This is a genomic window from Pseudomonas sp. GW822-FHT06B12 (assembly GCF_058799675.1).
On record NZ_JBXALR010000001.1, the window covers coordinates 551296 to 570418 of the forward strand.

The window sequence follows — 19123 nt, forward strand, 5'->3', positions numbered from 1 at the left end:
CGATGAGTTACGTGCCGATGACCGAATATGTCGCAGCATCGCAAGCAGGCAGGTTGTCGCACCCGATAAGCTGCGCAACCAATGGATACCTGTAAAGACAGTGCGCAATCGATCGCGCAGTCGTTTTTGCAGATGCCCATTCATGGAAGGTGAATGTGACCTGAGTGTCTCGTCCAGCTTCACCCAACTGTCACCCTGATAACCTCTGCCCGAGATTCAGGAACAGGGTGACGGATCGCCCCGAAAGGGGTTTTGCACGCGACGCTTCCATCAATAACAAGCCCAAGCGGAGTACCACAGATGGCGTTCTTCACCGCAGCCAGCAAAGCCGACTTCCAGCACCAACTGCAAGCGGCACTGGCGCAGCACATCAGTGAACAGGCACTGCCACAAGTGGCGCTGTTCGCTGAACAATTTTTCGGCATTATTTCCCTGGATGAACTGACCCAGCGCCGGTTGTCCGACCTCGCCGGCTGCACTCTTTCTGCCTGGCGCCTGCTTGAGCGCTTTGACCACGCGCAACCACAAGTGCGCGTTTACAACCCCGATTACGAACGCCACGGCTGGCAGTCGACCCACACCGCGGTCGAAGTGCTGCACCACGACCTGCCATTTCTCGTGGACTCGGTGCGCACCGAACTGAACCGTCGCGGTTACAGCATCCATACCTTGCAAACCACCGTGCTGAGCGTGCGTCGCGGCGCCAAGGGCGAGCTGCTGGAAATCCTGCCTAAAGGCACCCACGGCGACGGTATTCAGCAAGAATCGCTGATGTACCTTGAGATCGACCGTTGCGCGCATACCGCCGAACTCAATGTATTGAGCAAGGAGCTGGAGCAGGTTCTCGGTGAAGTCCGCGTTGCGGTCGCCGATTTCGAACCGATGAAAGCCAAGGTCCAGGAGCTGATCGAAGGTATCGACAAAAGCAAATTTGCCGTTGATGCCGAAGAAAAGAGCGAGATCAAAGGTTTCCTCGAGTGGCTGGTGGGCAACCACTTCACGTTCCTCGGTTACGAAGAATTCGTGGTTCGTGACGACAAGGATGGCGGCTATATCGAGTACGACCAGAACTCGTTCCTGGGCCTGACCCGATTGCTGCGTGCCGGCCTGACGGCCGAAGACCTGCGTATCGAAGACTACGCCGTGAACTACCTGCGCGAACCGACTCCGCTGTCGTTCGCCAAGGCTGCGCACCCGAGCCGCGTGCACCGTCCGGCTTACCCGGATTACGTGTCGATCCGCCAGATCGATGCCAACGGTAAAGTCATCAAGGAATGCCGCTTCATGGGCCTGTACACCTCGTCGGTGTATGGCGAAAGCGTGCGGGTCATTCCGTACATCCGTCGCAAGGTCGACGTCATCGAACAGCGTTCCGGCTTCCAGGCCAAGGCGCACCTGGGCAAGGAACTGGCCCAGGTACTTGAAGTACTGCCGCGTGACGATCTGTTCCAGACCCCGGTCGACGAGCTGTTCAGCACCGTGATGTCGATCGTGCAGATCCAGGAACGCAACAAGATTCGCGTGTTCCTGCGCAAAGACCCGTACGGCCGCTTCTGCTACTGCCTGGCCTACGTGCCACGCGACATCTATTCCACCGAAGTGCGTCAGAAGATCCAGCAAGTGCTGATGGATCGCCTGAAAGCCAGCGATTGCGAGTTCTGGACTTTCTTCTCCGAGTCCGTGCTGGCCCGTGTACAACTGATTCTGCGGGTCGACCCGAAGAACCGTCTGGACATCGACCCGCTGCTGCTGGAAAAAGAAGTGGTGCAAGCCTGCCGCAGCTGGCAGGACGACTACGCAAGCCTGGTGGTCGAAAGCTTTGGCGAAGCCCAGGGCACCAACGTGCTGGCCGACTTCCCGAAAGGCTTCCCGGCCGGCTACCGCGAGCGTTTCGCAGCCCATTCGGCTGTGGTCGACATGCAGCACCTGCTGAGCCTGAGCGAAAAAAATCCGCTGGTGATGAGCTTCTATCAGCCGTTGGCTCAGTCCACCGGCCAGCAGTTGCTGCACTGCAAGCTGTATCACGCCGATACTCCGCTGGCACTGTCCGATGTACTGCCGATCCTGGAAAACCTCGGCCTGCGCGTGCTCGGCGAGTTCCCGTATCGCCTGCGTCACAACAACGGTCGCGAGTTCTGGATTCATGATTTTGCGTTCACCGCCGCTGAAGGCCTGAACCTCGACATCCAGCAGCTCAACGACACCCTGCAGGACGCCTTCGTCCACATCGTTCGTGGCGACGCCGAAAACGATGGGTTCAACCGTCTGGTACTGACCGCCGGCCTGCCATGGCGCGACGTGGCGCTGCTGCGCGCTTACGCCCGTTACCTGAAGCAGATTCGTCTGGGCTTCGACCTGGGCTATATCGCCAGCACCCTGAACAACCACACCGACATCGCTCGCGAGTTGACCCGGTTGTTCAAGACCCGTTTCTACCTGGCCCGCAAGCTGACCAGCGACGACCTCGACGACAAGCAACTGCGTCTGGAACACGCGATCCTGGCTGCGCTGGACGACGTTCAAGTACTGAACGAAGACCGCATCCTGCGTCGCTACCTGGACCTGATCAAAGCGACACTGCGGACCAACTTCTACCAGACCGATGCCAACGGTCAGAACAAGTCCTACTTCAGCTTCAAGTTCAACCCGCACCTGATTCCAGAGCTGCCGAAACCGGTTCCGAAGTTCGAAATCTTCGTCTACTCGCCACGCGTCGAAGGCGTGCACCTGCGCTTTGGCAACGTTGCTCGCGGTGGTCTGCGCTGGTCCGACCGTGAAGAAGACTTCCGTACCGAAGTCCTGGGCCTGGTAAAAGCCCAGCAAGTGAAGAACTCGGTCATTGTGCCGGTGGGTGCGAAGGGCGGCTTCCTGCCGCGTCGCCTGCCACTGGGCGGCAGCCGTGATGAAATCGCAGCAGAAGGCATCGCCTGCTACCGCATCTTCATTTCCGGTCTGTTGGACATCACCGACAACCTGAAAGACGGCGCGCTGGTACCACCGGCCAACGTCGTGCGTCATGACGACGATGACCCGTACCTGGTAGTGGCTGCGGACAAGGGCACTGCGACCTTCTCCGACATCGCCAATGGTATTGCGATCGACTACGGCTTCTGGCTCGGTGACGCCTTCGCGTCCGGCGGCTCGGCCGGTTATGACCACAAGAAAATGGGCATCACCGCCAAAGGCGCGTGGGTTGGCGTTCAACGTCACTTCCGCGAGCGCGGCATCAACGTCCAGGAAGACAGCATCACTGTGGTCGGTGTCGGCGACATGGCCGGTGACGTGTTCGGTAACGGCTTGCTGATGTCCGACAAGCTGCAACTGGTCGCTGCGTTCAACCACCTGCACATTTTCATCGACCCGAACCCTGAGCCTGCCAACAGCTTCGCTGAGCGTCAGCGTCTGTTCGATCTGCCACGTTCGGCGTGGTCCGACTACGACACCAGCATCATGTCTGAAGGCGGCGGGATCTTCTCCCGTAGTGCGAAAAGCATCGCGATTTCCCCGCAGATGAAAGAGCGCTTCGACATTCAGGCCGACAAGCTGACCCCGACCGAACTGCTGAACGCCTTGCTCAAGGCGCCGGTAGACCTGTTGTGGAACGGCGGTATCGGTACCTACGTCAAAGCCAGCACCGAAAGCCACGCCGATGTCGGCGACAAGGCCAACGATGCACTGCGCGTGAACGGCAACGAACTGCGCTGCAAAGTCGTGGGCGAGGGCGGTAACCTCGGTATGACCCAGCTGGGTCGTGTCGAATTCGGCCTCAATGGCGGCGGTTCCAACACCGACTTCATCGACAACGCCGGTGGCGTGGACTGCTCCGACCACGAAGTGAACATCAAGATCCTGCTGAACGAAGTGGTTCAGGCTGGCGACATGACCGAGAAGCAACGTAACCAGTTGCTTGGCAGCATGACTGAAGAAGTCGGCGGTCTGGTCCTCGGCAACAACTACAAGCAGACCCAGGCCCTGTCCCTGGCGGCCCGTCGTGCCTACGTGCGGATTGCCGAGTACAAGCGCCTGATGAACGACCTGGAAGGCCGTGGCAAGCTGGACCGTGCCATCGAGTTCCTGCCAACGGAAGATCAACTCAACGAGCGCGTTGCGGCAGGCCAGGGCCTGACCCGTGCCGAGCTCTCGGTGCTGATCTCCTACAGCAAGATCGACCTCAAGGAGCAGTTGCTCAACTCCCTGGTGCCGGACGACGACTACCTGACCCGCGACATGGAGACCGCTTTCCCGCCGATGCTGGTGAGCAAGTTCTCCGAGGCCATGCGTCGTCACCGTCTGAAGCGCGAGATCGTCAGCACCCAGATCGCCAACGACCTGGTCAACCACATGGGCATCACCTTCGTTCAACGACTCAAAGAGTCGACCGGCATGAGCCCGGCGAACGTGTCCGGCGCCTATGTGATCGTGCGTGACATTTTCCATCTCCCGCACTGGTTCCGTCAGATCGAAGCCCTGGATTACCAGGTTTCGGCCGACGTACAACTGGAGCTGATGGATGAGCTGATGCGTCTCGGCCGTCGTGCCACTCGCTGGTTCCTGCGCAGCCGTCGCAACGAGCAGAACGCAGCGCGAGACGTCGCACACTTCGGTCCACATCTGGCAGCGCTGGGCCTCAAGCTCGACGAACTGCTGGAAGGTCCGACCCGTGAAGGCTGGCAGACCCGTTATCAGGCTTACGTCGCAGCCGGCGTACCCGAGTTGCTGGCGCGCATGGTTGCAGGTACTAGTCACCTGTACACCTTGCTGCCGATCATCGAGGCGGCGGATGTGACCGGCCAGAACGCAGCGGACGTGGCCAAGGCCTACTTCGCCGTGGGCAGCGCGCTGGACCTGACCTGGTACCTGCAACAGATCAGCGCCCTGCCGGTGGAAAACAACTGGCAAGCGCTGGCCCGTGAAGCGTTCCGTGATGACATCGACTGGCAGCAACGGGCGATCACCATCTCGGTCCTGCAAATGGGCGAGGGCGAGCAGGACGTGGAAACGCGTCTGGCCTTGTGGATGGACCAGAACCAGAACATGGTCGAGCGCTGGCGCGCCATGCTGGTGGACATCCGTGCCGCCAGCGGCACCGACTACGCCATGTACGCGGTGGCCAACCGCGAACTGCTGGACCTGGCGTTGAGCGGGCAAGCAGTGGTGCCTGTCACGACCACTGCAATCGCTGAACTGGAGCCTGCTGCCTGATCATCAGGCGCTGAATAAAAAAGCCCCGTCTCGAGAGAGACGGGGCTTTTTTCGTTGTGGCCGGTGAGCATTGCCGGTCAGTCGGGGAACTTCAGGTCAATCACTTGATAAAAGGCGGCTGCCGTATCGGCCACGTCCCAAACGGCGAGAATGAGGTGGTATCCCTTGCGATCTGGCAGTTTCATTTTATGTTGGTGAATGGGCGGTGGATACAAAACGTCGGATCCAGGGGCGTAATACGGCTGGAATGTGTTCAGGAATACCTCGACCGGTTTTTCTTCGAAGTGTTTCCTCGCCAGTGGTTCGTCAGGGTTCCAGCTCTCTTTGGTGATCAAGTATTTCCATCGACGGGTTTTGTGGGTCTGGCTGTATTCCCAGGTGACTGTAAAGTCCTGGCCCGACCTGACATCGTGTTTTTTCCAGTGAGTCCCGGTTGCGTTGAGCAGGGCGCGAGCATCGGCAGAATGTCCGCCACTGGCAATCAGCCCATCAGCGGGAGGTTCGCGGTTGTATACGTCATCTGGAGCATCTGGGTCCGGCAAATTACCCCGGAGTTCGGGGAAGAGTTTTCCGCCCTCAAGCTCATTGGCTTGACCGGGATCCAGCTTGCCTTCCTCAAGGAGGAACTGAGCGCGGGATTTTGGCGTAGTAATCCTGCCGTGCATGGGCTTCATCGCCTCTTTGCGCGCAATTTCCTTCAGCTCACTTTCAGAGAGTTGTTCGTATTTTGAAGCCATCGCATTGACACTCCATTCAATGAAACCACCAAAGACCGGACGAAAGGCCAGCGGCCCGTTTCCTGTCTGTCGAGGTGAATTAGAGAAGGCGGGATCAAACACTGTCTACTGTCAGAGTTGACAGTAGACAGTTCTGTTTGGCTGTGTGTTCGGGCCTGGAAGAGAGCGTGAAGTTGGCTATTTAACTGGTTGTAACTCAGCGCTCGATAACGAAAGTTTATCTGACGGCTTGGTCAGTAAAATGCTGAGCGACTGGTCAAACTTTTGCAATGCGCGAACTTGAGTGTTCTGTTGCTCATTGATGTCGGCAACTATCTCGCGGGTCGGTTTGAAATCCGCCCACACCGGGCTCAGGCTTTTTGCATCGTGACCTTGAGCGGTGCCGATGTAATTGAGCCTGGTGTCATAGAAGTTCACCGCGACGTCGGCCTGTACATCGGAACTGCGTGAGGTGATGAGCTGAGTGTGGGTGTCGACGATTGCCGCTACATCCGGTTTCGCAGCCTTGAGACTTTGCATGTCCGGGTAAACCGTCACCGAGCCGAACTGCCGTTGCAGGGAGGCCTTGACCCAATCCACCGCCATATCGGGCCGGGACGTGGAAACATAGGCGTCGTGGATCGGTTGCACCAGCAGGCTCTGGCCGAAACCGGTGCCGGCGTTGGCCTGATAATTCTTGAGGTAGGCACGGCTGTTCTGGGTGTTTTGGCTGTAGACAATACCCAGTGACACCTTTGGACCGTTGGGAACAAGGGCGGTACTTGCGCGCATGACCGGTTCGGTGAAGTAACTGCTCAGCACGGCTTGCTCTTGCGGAGCCGTGGGCACCGAACAACCCGTTAATAAGGCAGTGAGGGTGACGCCAGTTACCAGGATCAGTTTCATGGTTCGTCTCCAGTGAAACAAGTTTAATCGAGGATCTTAAGTTGCCGAGAGGTATCGGCGTAGTTCAAGACTAAACCTGTGGGCTGGAAATAAAATAGCCAATTGTTCCGCTGGTCAGATTAAAAATTTATTAGGGATTTAAAATGATGCCGGTGATTGCCTAACGAAATAAACAGGGTCTGAATAGTGGTTTCAGACCCTGTTACTTATGGCTGGGTTTGCGGCTATTAGCGTTTCAATAACGTCGGTATTTCATCGTATTGACGTTTTAAATGATGGGGAAGCTATTGAAGTCGACACTGCTGGCCAGTCGGCTGTCGATCAGGCTGATGAAGCCTTGAACTTGCGGGCAGTAGAAGTGTGACTGCATGGCGGTTTCGGACTGCCAGCGGGCACTGACCGTCCATCGATTGTCGTCTTCCGGGCAGCGGTCGACCATGTAGGAATCGCAGCCTGGGAGCTCACGCAATGTTTCGACGATCTTCTGCAATTGCTTGCCCAGTTCATCCGAGCGGCCAGCGGCGGCCTGCACCTGGACCGTATTGATTATTTCATTGGGCATCGCACACGCTCCTGTATCAAGCCGGGCGGGTCTCGCTCACGGTGGGATAACGCTTGTGCAGGATAGGCCTGTGTCGGGTAGCGGCCAACAGCCAATTGGCAGTAAAAGCGCCATACCAATAGACCTCAACAGACTTGCTGCAAAATATCGCGCAAACGGTCCAGAGCTACATCGATGTCCAGGGTTTCGATGGCGCCGAAGCCCATGAACAGCCCGGCCCGTGGCGGTTGCTGATAGAAAAAGTCGTTCAGGCCATACAGCCCGACCTCGACTTTTTTCGCCAAGGCGATGACCAGAGGGACATCCACGTTGACCTTGCACAGCAACACCATGTGAAAACCGGCCGTGGTCGGTACGGCTTCGAGCCACGGCGAAAGGTCCCCGGCAACGCGTGCGAGGATGCGCTCACGACGCCCGGCATAGACCGTATGACAGCGGCGGATGTGTTTCAGCAGGCAGCCTTCGGCAATGAATTTGGCCAACGCCCATTGCGGCAGGGTCGAGGTGTGCCGGTCGGTCAGTTGCTTGGCGCGGATCACTGCTTCGAGAATAGCCGGAGGCAGAATTGCGTAACCCAGACGCAACTCCGGCAGCAGGGTTTTCGAAAAGGTCCCGACATAGGCGACGATCCCGCGCTCATCCATGCTCTGCAGGGAGTCGGTGGGCCGGCCTTCGTAGCGGAACTCACTGTCGTAGTCGTCCTCGATGATGATCGCGCCCAGCTCGTGAGCCCTCACCAGCAAGGCTTCGCGCCGCGCCTGGCTCATCGGCATGCCGAGCGGGAACTGGTGCGAGGGCGTGACATAGATCAGCCGGGTGCCGTCGGGAATCAGCTCGACCTGAATGCCTTCTTCGTCCACCGGCACCCCGACCACCTCGGCACCGTGAGAGCCGAACAGCAGGCGTGCGGGCGGGTAACCGGGATCTTCCATGGCCACGAGGCTGCCGGGTTGGGTCAGTACGCGGGAGATCAGGTCCAGCGCTTGTTGCGCGCCGTTGCACACCACCACGTCGTCTTCCTGGCAATTGACCCCTCGGGAAAAGGCGATATGCCGGGCAATCGCGTTGCGCAGCGCTGGCAGACCTTCCGGCTGGCTGTAAAAGCCCTGCGAGCTGGAAATCTGCCGCAGCGCATGGGCGGTGCAACGGCGCCAGTCATCTTGAGGAAACTGCGCCTTGCTGGTGGCGCCTCCGATGAATTCATAACGCAGCGAACCTTCCTGGGTGGGATGGCGCAAGAACGACGGCATGCTGCGCCAACGCTCGATGCTTTCGGCGCTCGCCAACTCGCCATGGCTCTGTTTGCGGACGATTGTCGAGGGGCGGGCATTGACGTAGGTGCCTTTGCCGATCCGGCCGGTGAGGAAGTTCTCATAGGTCAATTGCGTGTAGGTGTCGGAAATGGTTTTGCGCGAGATACCCAGTTGCTCGGCAAGCAAGCGGCTGGGAGGCAGCTGCGTCCCGGCGACCAGACGCCCCGACTCAATGGCGCTGCGCAGTTGCTGGTACAGCTGACCTGCGAGGTCCTTGCGGCCGTTGATCACAAGATGAAGTTCCATACTCGCGAGGCTCCTGCGGTAGTTGGCGTTCTGGACTGGCGTGCATGGTGCCAGATTGCTGGTGTTTTTCGGGTGACTACTCGTTGTGGCTGTTTCATGCAGGCGCGATGACGTTACTGTCGTCTCCCAGGTGAAGATCCGTTTAGACTCAGTAGCCATGCCATTTTCAAGGAAGAATCACCATGTCCGCCACCGATCCTGTCATCACCCTCGAGCGTTTCAACGAAGCTCACATCGAGGGCGTCACTGCGCTCTACAACGATCCGGCAGTCGCTCGCCAGGTGCTGCAAATGCCGTTTCAGTCCACTGAAGTCTGGCGCAAGCGTCTGGAGTCGGAGAACGAGCGGGTGGTGAAACTGGTGGCGCTGCATCAGGGCCAGGTCATCGGCAACATCGGCCTGGAGCAGCTATCGCGAATTCGTCGTAGCCATTGCGCCAACATCGGCATGGGTGTGGCGGTCGCGTGGCAAGGCAAGGGCGTTGGCTCGCGGTTGCTCGCGGCGGTGCTCGACCTCGCCGATAACTGGATGAATGTGCAACGGGTCGAACTGACGGTGTACGCGGATAACGAAGCCGCGATCGCGCTGTACCGCAAGTTTGGCTTCGACACTGAAGGCTTGTTTCGCGAGTACGCGGTCCGTGACGGAGTGCTGGCGGACACCCTGAGCATGGCGCGCTTGCGCCGTACGCTCAGGGCCTCATGAGTCAGTCGCCGAGGGCGAAGGCCACGGCGGCCCGGACATGCAGCTCAGTGGTGTCGAACAGCGGCAGCTCGCTGTGTTCGGGTTTGATCAGCAGGCAGATTTCCGTGCAGCCGAGGATGATCGCCTGGGCGCCGCGTGCGGCCAGCGCTTGAATCACCTGCTGGTAAACCTGGCGTGAGGCTTCGCTGATCACCCCGACGCAGAGTTCGTCGTAGATGATCCGGTGCACGGCCTGCCGTTCGGCGGCATCCGGGACCAGCACGGTCAAACCCTTGGCCCTGAGCTGGTCCTTGAGGAAGTCCTGTTCCATGGTGAAGGCCGTGCCCAGCAAGCCGACGGTCATCGCACCCGCGTCCACCGCAGCTTGACCCGCCGGGTCGGCAATGTGCAGAAACGGCACTGAAATCGCTGCCTGAATCTGTTCGGCCACCTTGTGCATGGTGTTGGTACACAGCACCACGCACTCGGCACCGCCGGCTTCAAGCCGGCGGGCGGCGTCCACCAGAATCAGCGCTGCGTCATCCCAGCGCCCGGCATGCTGGGCCTGTTCGACAGGCCCGAAGTCGACGCTGTACATTAGCAACTGCGCTGAACGCAACGGCCCGAGCCGGTCACGAACCTGCTGGTTGATGAGGCGATAGTACTCGGCGCTGGACTCCCAGCTCATGCCGCCAATAAGACCGATCGTGCGCATGCTGTGCTCCTGTGATGGCTGACTTCTGTACAAGCGAGTTTCCCGTGTCGCATTGGCTCGATCTATCAGGAAATTTCACATGCCCGGCCCGCTGAGTCAGAGACTGCTGGGGGGCAAACTCTGCCTGCAACTCCTGCCGCGTGCGGCCTACAGTGCTCGCGATCCAGCGACCGGGCAAACCCTTGGCGTGACGCTGGAGCGTCAGCAGGGCGTACACGCCATCGATTCGGATCATCGGGTGGATTTTGACACCTGGCCGGGTATGTTGGCCTACACCCCGGCGGGTGTTGAAGTGTTTTCCGAATCGGCGACGGGTGGCGAATACCTGTTGGCGCGCTGGAGCGAGCCGTTGGCTGACGAGCCGGGATCCCTGTTTACCCGACGGGTGCAGTCTGGTGGGCATGTTCAGGCGTTGGCACTGGGGCGCGAAGCCCGGCGGTTGCTGCTCGATCCACAGCCTGACCGGTTTGCGCTGGACGAGTGCGCCTTGGCCTTCGCCGGTTTGCCGATCCTCGATAAACCCCAACGCCAAGCACCACACGCATTCTCGCGGGTGCTGGAGCAGATCACCGAGCAGTTCGAGCAACCGTTGACCCTGGCGCAATTGGCGGCTACCAGCGGCCAGACCGAACTGCGTTTGCTGCGTGACTTCACCCGGGCCATCGGCCTCACGCCTCACGCGTACCTGGTCGAGGTCCGGGTTCAGGCGGCGCGGCGGCTGATCGAGCGCAGTTCGCTGCCACTGGCGGCAATCGCCCAGGACTGCGGTTTCGCCCATCAGTCGCACATGGGCAGTGCGTTTCGCAAACTGCTGGGGATGACCCCCAGCCAATACCGCTCACGCTTTTAGTCGTACGCCGCCAGCGTGCATCTGCCATGCTCAAAGTCCGCAGTACTGCTTCAACCAAAGGAACACAGCAATGGACGACGTACAGCAATTGGGTGAGATGCTTCGCCACTACGCAGAAAGCGAAGCGCACAAGAAACAGCTGTTTGAAAGCCAATCGGCGGTGTGGGCGACGCGTATTGGGGAGTTGTTCGGGCAGATCGAACAGTGGCTGGAACCGGTCAAGGCCCCGCATTTGCTGGAGGTGAGCCGCGAAGCCTATGTGGCGTTCGGGGCGAACGTGCCGGTCGAGAGCTCGACCTTCAAGACCGAAAAACTGAGCATTCTGATTGCCGGCAAACCGGTGGAAATCGTGCCCGAAGTGATGGGTGTCGGTGGGCTGATTTCACTGGCGGTGATGGGCCTGACCGCTGCGCGTTACGGCAGTGTGTCGCTGGTGTGCCAGCCACCTTCGACTGACTGGCAGTGGCGCAAGACCAATGGTCTGAAAGACCCGGACACCTTTGCCTTCGATGCGAATTTCCTTGCTCAGCAATTGCAGCTCTTGATACCTCGCGATCGGGGTTGAGCAATACAGGTTTTGTGACCGACAAGTAACCCATGTGGGAGCGAGCCTGCTCGCGAAGAGGCCATTACATTCAACATAAATGTCGGATGTAACGCCGCCATCGCGAGCAAGCCCGCTCCCACATTGGGCTGCATCAAACCTCCAGATTTCCCCAGCCTGGCTTGGCTTCTTCAGGTGCAACTGCTTTCACAGTCTTGCCGGTGGCCAGCTCCACCCGCCGTGCCACTTCCGGGTCATCGGCAAACGGGATCAGACTGGCATCGTCCAGGCTCTCGGCCGACTGATGCTTCAAGCAATACTCCACCGATAAATACAGGCACGCCACGCCCAACAGATCCAACATGACTTCAATCATGACGAACTTTCCCTGAGATTAAAGACGCAAGCCTGTAAGGCTTGCGTCATGGGCCGGATCAAGCGATCTGCGCTTCGCTCCTGGCGAATTCCAGATCGGCGACCCGCACGGTGCGCCAGGTGTTGTAGGCCATCAGCAACATGCCGCTGAGGAAGAACACACCGCCGGCGAAACGCACGATAAAGCCCGGATGGCTGGCCTGTAAGGCTTCGACGAAGGAGTAGGTGAGTGTGCCGTCGTCGTTGATGGCGCGCCACATCAGTCCCTGGGTGATGCCGTTGACCCACATCGAAGCGATGTACAACACCGTACCGATAGTCGCCAGCCAGAAATGCAGGTTGATCAATGGCGTGCTGTACATCTGCTCGCGGCCGAAGACTTTCGGGATCATGTGGTACAGCGAACCGAAGGTGATCATCGCCACCCAGCCCAGAGCACCGGCGTGCACGTGGCCGATTGTCCAGTCGGTGTAGTGGGAGAGGGCGTTGACCGTTTTGATGGCCATCATCGGCCCTTCGAAGGTCGACATGCCGTAGAACGCCAGCGACAACACCAGAAAGCGCAGGATCGGGTCGGTGCGCAACTTATGCCAGGCGCCCGAGAGGGTCATCATGCCGTTGATCATCCCGCCCCAGCTCGGCGCCAGCAGGATCAGCGACATGGCCATGCCCAGCGACTGCGCCCAGTCGGGCAGTGCGGTGTAGTGCAAGTGGTGCGGGCCGGCCCAGATGTACAGGGTGATCAGCGCCCAGAAGTGCACGATCGACAATCGATAGGAATACACCGGACGACCGACCTGTTTCGGCACAAAGTAATACATCATCCCGAGGAAACCGGTGGTCAGGAAAAAGCCCACCGCGTTGTGCCCGTACCACCACTGCACCATGGCGTCGGTGGCCCCGGAATACACCGGATAGGACTTGAACCAGCCCACCGGAATCGACAGGTGATTGACCACGTGCAGCATGGCGATCACCACAATGAACGCACCGAAGAACCAGTTGCCGACGTAGATGTGCTTGGTCTTGCGCTGCACCACGGTGGTGAAGAACACAATGGCGTAGGCGACCCAGACTACCGTCATCCACACCGCGCCGGAGAATTCGATCTCGGCGTATTCCTTGGTGGTGGTGTAGCCCAGCGGCAGGGTTATCAGCATGCTGACGATCACCGATTGCCAGCCCCAGAAGGTGAACGCGGCGAGTTTGTCGGAGTACAGCCGCACCTGGCAGGTGCGCTGCACCGCGTAGTAACTGGCGGCAAACTGTGCGCTGCCGGCAAAGCCGAAAATTACCAGGCTGGTGTGCAGCGGGCGCAAGCGGCCAAAGGTGGTCCAGGGCAAATCAAGGTTCGCCTCCGGCCACACCAGTTGCGAGGCGATCCACACGCCCATCGCCATCCCGATAACACCCCATACCACTGTTGCCACGACGAATTGGCGGACGACCTTGTAGTTATAGGCCTGTCCGATTGTTGCTGTGCTCATGGTCAATGCTTCCACGGTTGCAAAGTCTTGCCAGGCCACCCGGTCTGGCATGCCGTTCACTGTAGAAAGCATGGGATAAACAAAACAGGCTCAGAAAAACTGCATTAATACGGATCAGATCAGAGGCCTGCCTGCGGTGATCTGACGCGCCCTGATATGGTTTTTTAGTTTTTAGCTGAATCTGTAACGCCCTGAGCTGCTGTTGCATAGTCACTCCCCCAGAAACGAGCCGCAGAGCCCGATCAACCCTGATGAGGTAGCGACATGTATCAGTACGATGACTACGACCGGGCCCTGGTCTTTGAGCGGGTTGCGCAGTTTCGCGATCAGGTCGAACGGTTCATGGCAGGTGCCTTGAGTGAGGAAGAGTTTTTGCCGTTGCGCCTGCAAAACGGCCTCTACATGCAAAAGCACGCCTACATGCTGCGGGTCGCCATTCCTTACGGCACCCTCAGTGCTCGGCAGATGCGTACGCTGGCGAGCATCGCCCGGGATTACGATCGCGGTTACGGGCACTTCACCACCCGGCAGAACATGCAATTCAACTGGATCGAACTGGCCCAGGTGCCGGACATTCTCGAGCGCCTGGCCGAGGTCGAAATGCATGCGATCCAGACTTCCGGCAACTGCGTGCGCAATATCACGACCGAGGCCTTTGCCGGTGTCGCGGCAGACGAGCTGATTGATCCTCGGCCCTTGGCGGAAATCCTCCGGCAGTGGTCGACCATCAATCCGGAGTTCCTGTTTTTGCCGCGCAAATTCAAGATCGCTATCTGCTCGGCGAAACAGGATCGTGCGGCGATCATGATGCATGACATCGGCCTCTACATTTACCGCGACGCGGCGGGGCAGATGCTGCTGCGGGTGATTGTCGGCGGCGGTCTGGGGCGTACGCCGATCCTCGGCTTGCAGATCCGTGAAGGGTTGCCGTGGCAGCATTTGCTGTCCTACGTCGAGGCGGTGTTGCGGGTCTACAACCGCCACGGTCGGCGTGACAACAAGTACAAGGCGCGGATCAAAATTCTGGTCAAGGCGCTGGGCATCGAGGCCTTCGCCCAGGAAGTCGAGCAGGAATGGCAACACCTCAAGGATGGCCCGGCGCAATTGACCGACGTCGAATACCAGCGCGTCGCCAGCGCATTCGTGCCGCCCAGCTATAAGCAACTGGCCGACACCGACCTGGACTTCGGCACTCGCCTGACCGAGAACCCGGCGTTCGCGCGCTGGGTCGCGCGTAACGTGCAGCCGCACAAAGTGCCTGGCTACACCAGTGTGGTGCTGTCGACCAAACCCGGCGTGGTTTCGCCGCCCGGCGACGTCACGGACGCGCAGATGAATGCGGTGGCCGACTGGTCCGAGCAGTTCGGTTTCGGCGAAATCCGCATTGCCCATGAACAGAACATTGTCCTGCCGGATGTACCCAAGGCCGACCTGTACGCGTTGTGGTGCCTGGCCTGCGAGCACGGATTGGGTTGCGCCAATATCGGCTTGCTGACCGACATCATCGCCTGCCCCGGCGGTGATTTCTGCGCGCTGGCCAATGCCAAGTCGATCCCTGTCGCCCAAGCGATTCAGGCACGTTTCGACGACCTGGATTACCTGCATGACCTGGGTGACATCAGCCTCAACATCTCCGGCTGCATGAATGCCTGCGGTCACCACCACATCGGCAATATCGGCATCCTCGGCGTCGATAAGAACGGCAGCGAGTGGTACCAGGTCACCCTCGGCGGCTCACAGGGCAAGAACAGCGCGTTGGGCAAAGTCATCGGGCCCTCGTTCAGCGCGGCCGAAGTGCCGCAGGTGATCGAGCGGATCATCGCGACCTTCGTCCGTTACCGCGAGAGCGAGGAGCTGTTTGTCGATACCGTGCAGCGCATCGGCCTGGAACCGTTCAAGGAGCGGATCTATCCCAAGAGTCTGGAGGTGGTGGCATGAACAATCTGCTGCAATTGCGCGAAGGTCTGGCGCTCAAAGTCGACGATGATTCGTGGACGTTGGTCAGGGATATCGACAGCGAACTGCCAGCGGGGCCGCTGATCTTGCCGCTGGCCCTGTGGCTGAAGCGCCGTATCGAACATCATCCGTCGCGAGATGCAGTGTGGCTGGGGCCGGACGACGAGGTCGAAAGTCTCAAGCCATGGCTCAAGCTGTTACCGGTGATCGCGCTGGATTTTCCGAGTTTTCGCGATGGCCGGGCCTACAGCCAGGCTTACCTGTTGCGCACGCGTTTGGGCTGGGCGGGGGAGTTGCGGGCGATTGGCGATGTACTGCGCGACCAGCTCAGCCATATGCGCCAATGTGGTTTCGATGCTTTTGCAGTGCGTGAAGACAAATGCGCTGAAGATGCCCTCAAGGGGCTGGTGGGGATGAGCGTGCATTACGGTCGCTCGGTGATCGAGCCTCGACCGTTGTTTCGCCGACGCTGATCATGATGTCTGACAGCCCCGGTTGACGTGTGCGCCCACGGTTGCGTGGGTGCACACGGTTTGCGTATCACTTCAACGCCGGGTTTCCGGGTTTACGGGTTGATCGGCGTCAACGGTGGCAGTTTCCATTGACCGTTACCGACTTGAGGCTGTGGCAGGTACAGGCGCAGCACGGCGTAGAACGGACCATGCGGTGCCGGCAACCAATTGCTGCGCTGATCCTTGAGCGGTTCGGAGTGCTGCAGGTAAAGAGTCAGGCCGCCGTCCGGGTCGCGCTTGAAGGTGGACAGCATGCGCGAGTTGAGCAGGTAGCGTTTCTTGTGGTTGGGCACCAGCAGCTTGGTCTTTCCGTCGTACATGGTCAGCGACCAGAACGCGTCGGCCGGAGGCAGTTGATCCTTGTCAAAGTGCACGGTGTAGCTGTGTCTCGCGCCGTTGGCCGGTTTGCCCAGGCTGTCGACGAGATAACTGAATTTGGCTGCTTCATCGGCGGAGTTGCCAAAGATCCCCATGTTGGCGCCGGCGTAGCGGTACAGATAATTGTTGTTCAAGTGGTCGCGGGTACCGAACAAGTCACCGTTGCTGACCTGATGGGTATCGATCTTGTCTTTCTTGAACGCCGCGTACTCGGCCTTGGCATCGGCGATACCGTCTTCGAGAGCCTTGCGTTGTTCGGCGGTGAGGGTCTTGAGGTCGTACGGCTGGCCGCCAACAATGCCGATTTTCGCGAAGCGTGCCAGCAGGTCTTTTTCAACGTCTTGCGCCGGGGCGAAGCCGAGCATGAAGTTCAGGTAGCGGAACAGCTCCGGGCTGTCACTCATGGTCGGAGTCGGCTTGGGCCAGTCGATTTTTGGCGCCGCGGCCGGAGCCGGTTGCCCCAGGTACTGGCTCAGCGTCTGAACCTTGTAGCCGTGCTGGATTTTCTTGACCTTCTCCAGGTCCTTTTCATCAAACAGCTGGGTACGGTACAGCGCATAGGCAATATTGCTTTCGCTACGTACCAGGCGATCGATCTTCAGCGGTTGCTGACCTTGCCAATTGGGACCGGCAATCATGAAGGTCCCGCCCTTGTTACCCGTGCTGCGGGTGCCCAGGTAAGCAAAGTTCTGGGTGTAGAGGTCGACCAGTTGTACCGAGTAGTAACGCTCTTCGGCGATCTGCGGCAGGGTCACAACCACAGGCTCCGCGCGCAGGTCCATCCAGAGCAATGAACTGGGAGTGTCGGGGTTGGGGCTGACGAGCGCGGTGTCCTTGGGGGTGAACGCCCTTGCCGTATTGCCGATATGGTTGAGCGGTGCCTTGAAGTTCGGGCCGTTCTTGTCCACCGCCTGGGTGTACAGGGTCTTATACATTTCCACTACCGGGAAGCCATAGAGGTAAGCCTCTTTGGCGATCCCCCGGGCTTCTTCGGGGCTGGCGCTGAAATCTGCCCAGGCGCTTGCGCTCAATAATAGAGAGAGGCCGGCGAGCAGCAGGCGGGACGGTTTTTCGATGGTCATTGCACAGTCCTATGGATGAGCGCGATTCAGGTGTTATTGCAGGGCCGTAATGTCGTCGAGTTTCCAGCTTTTGTCGAAAAAAGTTTTGGTTACTGCACAAAGGCGCACGTCACTCGGGGTCGTTACCCGGTCATGTTGTGTATCGAGGCTCTGCGCCTGAGCGCCAACACCGCAACTGGCAGACAATGCCATCACACTGAAACCGATCACGCGAATCAAAGTACGCATAACAATCTCCTTACTTTCCGAAGGTAACGTTGATCCCGGCGAACACAGTGAACTGCGGCAGGCCATTGCCTTTGCGTTCGACTGTCCATTGTAAGACTTCAAGTGGCGAATGCTAATCTACCGGCATTCGCGCTCAAAGGAAGGTCGCCGCCAATGCCTGTTCTGGAACTCACCACACTGATCAAAGGGCGTACGCCCACGCAAGTTCTCGATTTTTGCCTTGAGGGCAGCAACTTCCCGAAAATCTTCCCTGAACGGGTGACACCATTGGGCAACATCGACGTGAACGACTTGCGTATTGCTGCCGGTCGCCAGTTCAGTTTCCGTCACTGGATGTTCGGCTGCATTCCGGCGACCTGGACCGTGGCGATTCGCGAGGTCAGCGACAGCCATTTCATCGATGAAATGCTCAAGGGGCCGATGGCTGCATTTCGCCATGAACACCGGGTCGCGGCGGTGGAGGGCGGGACGCTGTACACCGACCGGGTGACCTACGCGGCCATTGGCGGTGCACTTTTGGAGTGGTTGATGGTCAATGCCTACATGCAGCGGATTTTCCGCGCCCGGCACCGCAATATGCTTCGGTTGCTGGGTTGAAGTAGCCTGTATGCGGTCCTGTGGGAGCGAGCCTGCTCGCGATGTGGCTTAACATTCAGCAATGATGTTGACTGACAGTCCGCTTTCGCGAGCAGGCTCGCTCCCACAGGGTGTTGTGTTGGTTGTTAGAGTTGTATCCAGTTTGGGCGACGACATATCACAATTTGTATCTGGCCATAGGTCGTTGCGCAATTTCGTGGTTAACTTCGGCCTCTTCAACATTTTCCACCACAACGTCAGAAGGACTCCGTTCATGGCTCAAGTCACTCTCAAAGGCAATCCGGTTCAAGTCAACGGCCAACTGCCACAAGCCGGTTCCAAGGCGCCAGCCTTTTCCCTGGTTGCCGGCAATCTGTCCGACGTGACCCTGGCAAGCTTCGCCGGCAAGCGCAAAGTGCTGAACATCTTCCCAAGCATCGACACTCCGACCTGCGCTACTTCGGTACGCAAGTTCAATGCCCAGGCCAACGACGTGGCCAACACCGTTGTCCTGTGCATCTCGGCTGACCTGCCGTTTGCCCAGGCACGTTTCTGCGGCGCTGAAGGTCTGGAAAACGTCCAGAACCTGTCGACCCTGCGCGGTGCCGAGTTCATCGAAAACTACGGCGTTGCCATCGCCGACGGCCCACTCAAAGGTCTGACCGCCCGTGCAGTGGTCGTACTCGACGAAAACGACAACGTGTTGCACAGCGAACTGGTTAAAGAAATCGCAGAAGAGCCAAACTACGAAGCTGCGTTGGCCGTTCTGAAGTAACAGGTTTTACAATTGTT

Annotated in this window: 17 protein-coding genes; 8 read left to right on the forward strand and 9 right to left on the reverse strand. The window is 58.9% G+C overall.

From position 1 onward, the window contains the following. The first annotated feature begins 300 nt into the window (after window positions 1–300). Window positions 301–5202 carry an NAD-glutamate dehydrogenase gene (locus tag AC1RKH_RS02675; RefSeq protein WP_493060992.1) on the forward strand — a complete coding sequence of 1634 codons (4902 nt, stop codon included), beginning with the start codon at window positions 301–303 and terminating at the stop codon, window positions 5200–5202. 77 nt (window positions 5203–5279) lie between these two features. Here the strand turns inward: AC1RKH_RS02675 and AC1RKH_RS02680 are convergent, their stop codons facing one another. The 4 genes from AC1RKH_RS02680 to pdxR form a co-directional block, all read right to left on the reverse strand. Further along, window positions 5280–6041: a lytic polysaccharide monooxygenase auxiliary activity family 9 protein gene (locus tag AC1RKH_RS02680; RefSeq protein WP_493060993.1), complete on the reverse strand. Its 762-nt coding sequence runs from the start codon at window positions 6039–6041 to the stop codon at window positions 5280–5282. Window positions 6042–6116: 75 nt separating this feature from the next. Continuing rightward, a complete protein-coding gene (locus AC1RKH_RS02685) occupies window positions 6117–6824 on the reverse strand; it encodes an ATPase (RefSeq protein WP_493060994.1) in 708 nt (235 codons plus the stop codon). Window positions 6825–7092: 268 nt separating this feature from the next. Beyond that, window positions 7093–7386: a putative quinol monooxygenase gene (locus AC1RKH_RS02690; RefSeq protein ID WP_123424429.1), complete on the reverse strand. Its 294-nt coding sequence runs from the start codon at window positions 7384–7386 to the stop codon at window positions 7093–7095. Window positions 7387–7511: 125 nt separating this feature from the next. Next, a complete protein-coding gene (pdxR, locus tag AC1RKH_RS02695) occupies window positions 7512–8945 on the reverse strand; it encodes a MocR-like pyridoxine biosynthesis transcription factor PdxR (RefSeq protein ID WP_493060995.1) in 1434 nt (477 codons plus the stop codon). A 182-nt stretch (window positions 8946–9127) separates the two neighbouring features. Here pdxR and AC1RKH_RS02700 point away from each other — a divergent pair, with 182 nt between their 5' ends. After that, window positions 9128–9649, forward strand: coding sequence for a GNAT family N-acetyltransferase (locus AC1RKH_RS02700; RefSeq protein WP_493060996.1), 522 nt, complete (start codon window positions 9128–9130; stop codon window positions 9647–9649). A 1-nt stretch (window position 9650) separates the two neighbouring features. On the opposite strand, the gene AC1RKH_RS02705 is transcribed toward AC1RKH_RS02700, so the two are convergent. Further along, a complete protein-coding gene (locus AC1RKH_RS02705) occupies window positions 9651–10343 on the reverse strand; it encodes an aspartate/glutamate racemase family protein (RefSeq protein WP_493060997.1) in 693 nt (230 codons plus the stop codon). 79 nt (window positions 10344–10422) lie between these two features. Here AC1RKH_RS02705 and AC1RKH_RS02710 point away from each other — a divergent pair, with 79 nt between their 5' ends. Further along, on the forward strand, window positions 10423–11193 hold the full coding sequence (locus tag AC1RKH_RS02710; RefSeq protein WP_493060998.1) for a helix-turn-helix domain-containing protein: 771 nt from the start codon (window positions 10423–10425) through the stop codon (window positions 11191–11193). Between the two features lie 70 nt (window positions 11194–11263). Continuing rightward, the gene (locus AC1RKH_RS02715; RefSeq protein WP_493060999.1) at window positions 11264–11758 is read left to right on the forward strand and encodes a hypothetical protein; all 495 of its coding nucleotides are present in this window, start codon (window positions 11264–11266) and stop codon (window positions 11756–11758) included. A 133-nt stretch (window positions 11759–11891) separates the two neighbouring features. On the opposite strand, the gene AC1RKH_RS02720 is transcribed toward AC1RKH_RS02715, so the two are convergent. Continuing rightward, window positions 11892–12113 carry a cbb3-type cytochrome c oxidase subunit 3 gene (locus AC1RKH_RS02720; RefSeq protein WP_123424435.1) on the reverse strand — a complete coding sequence of 74 codons (222 nt, stop codon included), beginning with the start codon at window positions 12111–12113 and terminating at the stop codon, window positions 11892–11894. Between the two features lie 58 nt (window positions 12114–12171). After that, on the reverse strand, window positions 12172–13599 hold the full coding sequence (gene ccoN / locus AC1RKH_RS02725) for a cytochrome-c oxidase, cbb3-type subunit I (RefSeq protein ID WP_493061000.1): 1428 nt from the start codon (window positions 13597–13599) through the stop codon (window positions 12172–12174). A 264-nt stretch (window positions 13600–13863) separates the two neighbouring features. Here ccoN and AC1RKH_RS02730 point away from each other — a divergent pair, with 264 nt between their 5' ends. Together AC1RKH_RS02730 and AC1RKH_RS02735 are read left to right on the forward strand one after the other, a co-directional pair. Then, window positions 13864–15537, forward strand: coding sequence for a nitrite/sulfite reductase (locus AC1RKH_RS02730; RefSeq protein ID WP_493061001.1), 1674 nt, complete (start codon window positions 13864–13866; stop codon window positions 15535–15537). Next, a complete protein-coding gene (locus AC1RKH_RS02735) occupies window positions 15534–16028 on the forward strand; it encodes a DUF934 domain-containing protein (RefSeq protein ID WP_493061002.1) in 495 nt (164 codons plus the stop codon). The genes AC1RKH_RS02730 and AC1RKH_RS02735 overlap by 4 nt, the downstream gene beginning before the upstream one ends. A 92-nt stretch (window positions 16029–16120) precedes the next feature. Here the strand turns inward: AC1RKH_RS02735 and AC1RKH_RS02740 are convergent, their stop codons facing one another. Both AC1RKH_RS02740 and AC1RKH_RS02745 read right to left on the reverse strand, forming a co-directional pair. Beyond that, window positions 16121–17527 carry a DUF1254 domain-containing protein gene (locus AC1RKH_RS02740; protein ID WP_493061003.1) on the reverse strand — a complete coding sequence of 469 codons (1407 nt, stop codon included), beginning with the start codon at window positions 17525–17527 and terminating at the stop codon, window positions 16121–16123. Between the two features lie 33 nt (window positions 17528–17560). Next, on the reverse strand, window positions 17561–17755 hold the full coding sequence (locus tag AC1RKH_RS02745; protein ID WP_493061004.1) for a hypothetical protein: 195 nt from the start codon (window positions 17753–17755) through the stop codon (window positions 17561–17563). A gap of 153 nt (window positions 17756–17908) precedes the next feature. On the opposite strand from AC1RKH_RS02745, the gene AC1RKH_RS02750 reads away from it, so the two are divergent. Both AC1RKH_RS02750 and tpx read left to right on the forward strand, forming a co-directional pair. After that, on the forward strand, window positions 17909–18352 hold the full coding sequence (locus AC1RKH_RS02750; RefSeq protein WP_493061005.1) for an SRPBCC family protein: 444 nt from the start codon (window positions 17909–17911) through the stop codon (window positions 18350–18352). Between the two features lie 253 nt (window positions 18353–18605). Next, entirely contained in the window at window positions 18606–19106 is a 501-nt protein-coding gene (gene tpx / locus AC1RKH_RS02755) for a thiol peroxidase (protein WP_007940656.1), read from the forward strand. Window positions 19107–19123 lie beyond the last annotated feature (17 nt).

Excerpts from the sequence above, each read along its gene's own strand:
- AC1RKH_RS02675 (WP_493060992.1), top strand. The coding sequence starts at position 301 with ATGGCGTTCTTCACCGCAGCCAGCAAAGCCGACTTCCAGCACCAACTG.
- AC1RKH_RS02685 (WP_493060994.1), bottom strand. The coding sequence starts at position 6,824 with ATGAAACTGATCCTGGTAACTGGCGTCACCCTCACTGCCTTATTAACG.
- AC1RKH_RS02690 (WP_123424429.1), bottom strand. The coding sequence starts at position 7,386 with ATGCCCAATGAAATAATCAATACGGTCCAGGTGCAGGCCGCCGCTGGC.
- pdxR (WP_493060995.1), bottom strand. The coding sequence starts at position 8,945 with ATGGAACTTCATCTTGTGATCAACGGCCGCAAGGACCTCGCAGGTCAG.
- AC1RKH_RS02700 (WP_493060996.1), top strand. The coding sequence starts at position 9,128 with ATGTCCGCCACCGATCCTGTCATCACCCTCGAGCGTTTCAACGAAGCT.
- AC1RKH_RS02705 (WP_493060997.1), bottom strand. The coding sequence starts at position 10,343 with ATGCGCACGATCGGTCTTATTGGCGGCATGAGCTGGGAGTCCAGCGCC.
- AC1RKH_RS02710 (WP_493060998.1), top strand. The coding sequence starts at position 10,423 with ATGCCCGGCCCGCTGAGTCAGAGACTGCTGGGGGGCAAACTCTGCCTG.
- AC1RKH_RS02715 (WP_493060999.1), top strand. The coding sequence starts at position 11,264 with ATGGACGACGTACAGCAATTGGGTGAGATGCTTCGCCACTACGCAGAA.
- AC1RKH_RS02720 (WP_123424435.1), bottom strand. The coding sequence starts at position 12,113 with ATGATTGAAGTCATGTTGGATCTGTTGGGCGTGGCGTGCCTGTATTTA.
- ccoN (WP_493061000.1), bottom strand. The coding sequence starts at position 13,599 with ATGAGCACAGCAACAATCGGACAGGCCTATAACTACAAGGTCGTCCGC.
- AC1RKH_RS02730 (WP_493061001.1), top strand. The coding sequence starts at position 13,864 with ATGTATCAGTACGATGACTACGACCGGGCCCTGGTCTTTGAGCGGGTT.
- AC1RKH_RS02735 (WP_493061002.1), top strand. The coding sequence starts at position 15,534 with ATGAACAATCTGCTGCAATTGCGCGAAGGTCTGGCGCTCAAAGTCGAC.
- AC1RKH_RS02740 (WP_493061003.1), bottom strand. The coding sequence starts at position 17,527 with ATGACCATCGAAAAACCGTCCCGCCTGCTGCTCGCCGGCCTCTCTCTA.
- AC1RKH_RS02745 (WP_493061004.1), bottom strand. The coding sequence starts at position 17,755 with ATGCGTACTTTGATTCGCGTGATCGGTTTCAGTGTGATGGCATTGTCT.
- AC1RKH_RS02750 (WP_493061005.1), top strand. The coding sequence starts at position 17,909 with ATGCCTGTTCTGGAACTCACCACACTGATCAAAGGGCGTACGCCCACG.
- tpx (WP_007940656.1), top strand. The coding sequence starts at position 18,606 with ATGGCTCAAGTCACTCTCAAAGGCAATCCGGTTCAAGTCAACGGCCAA.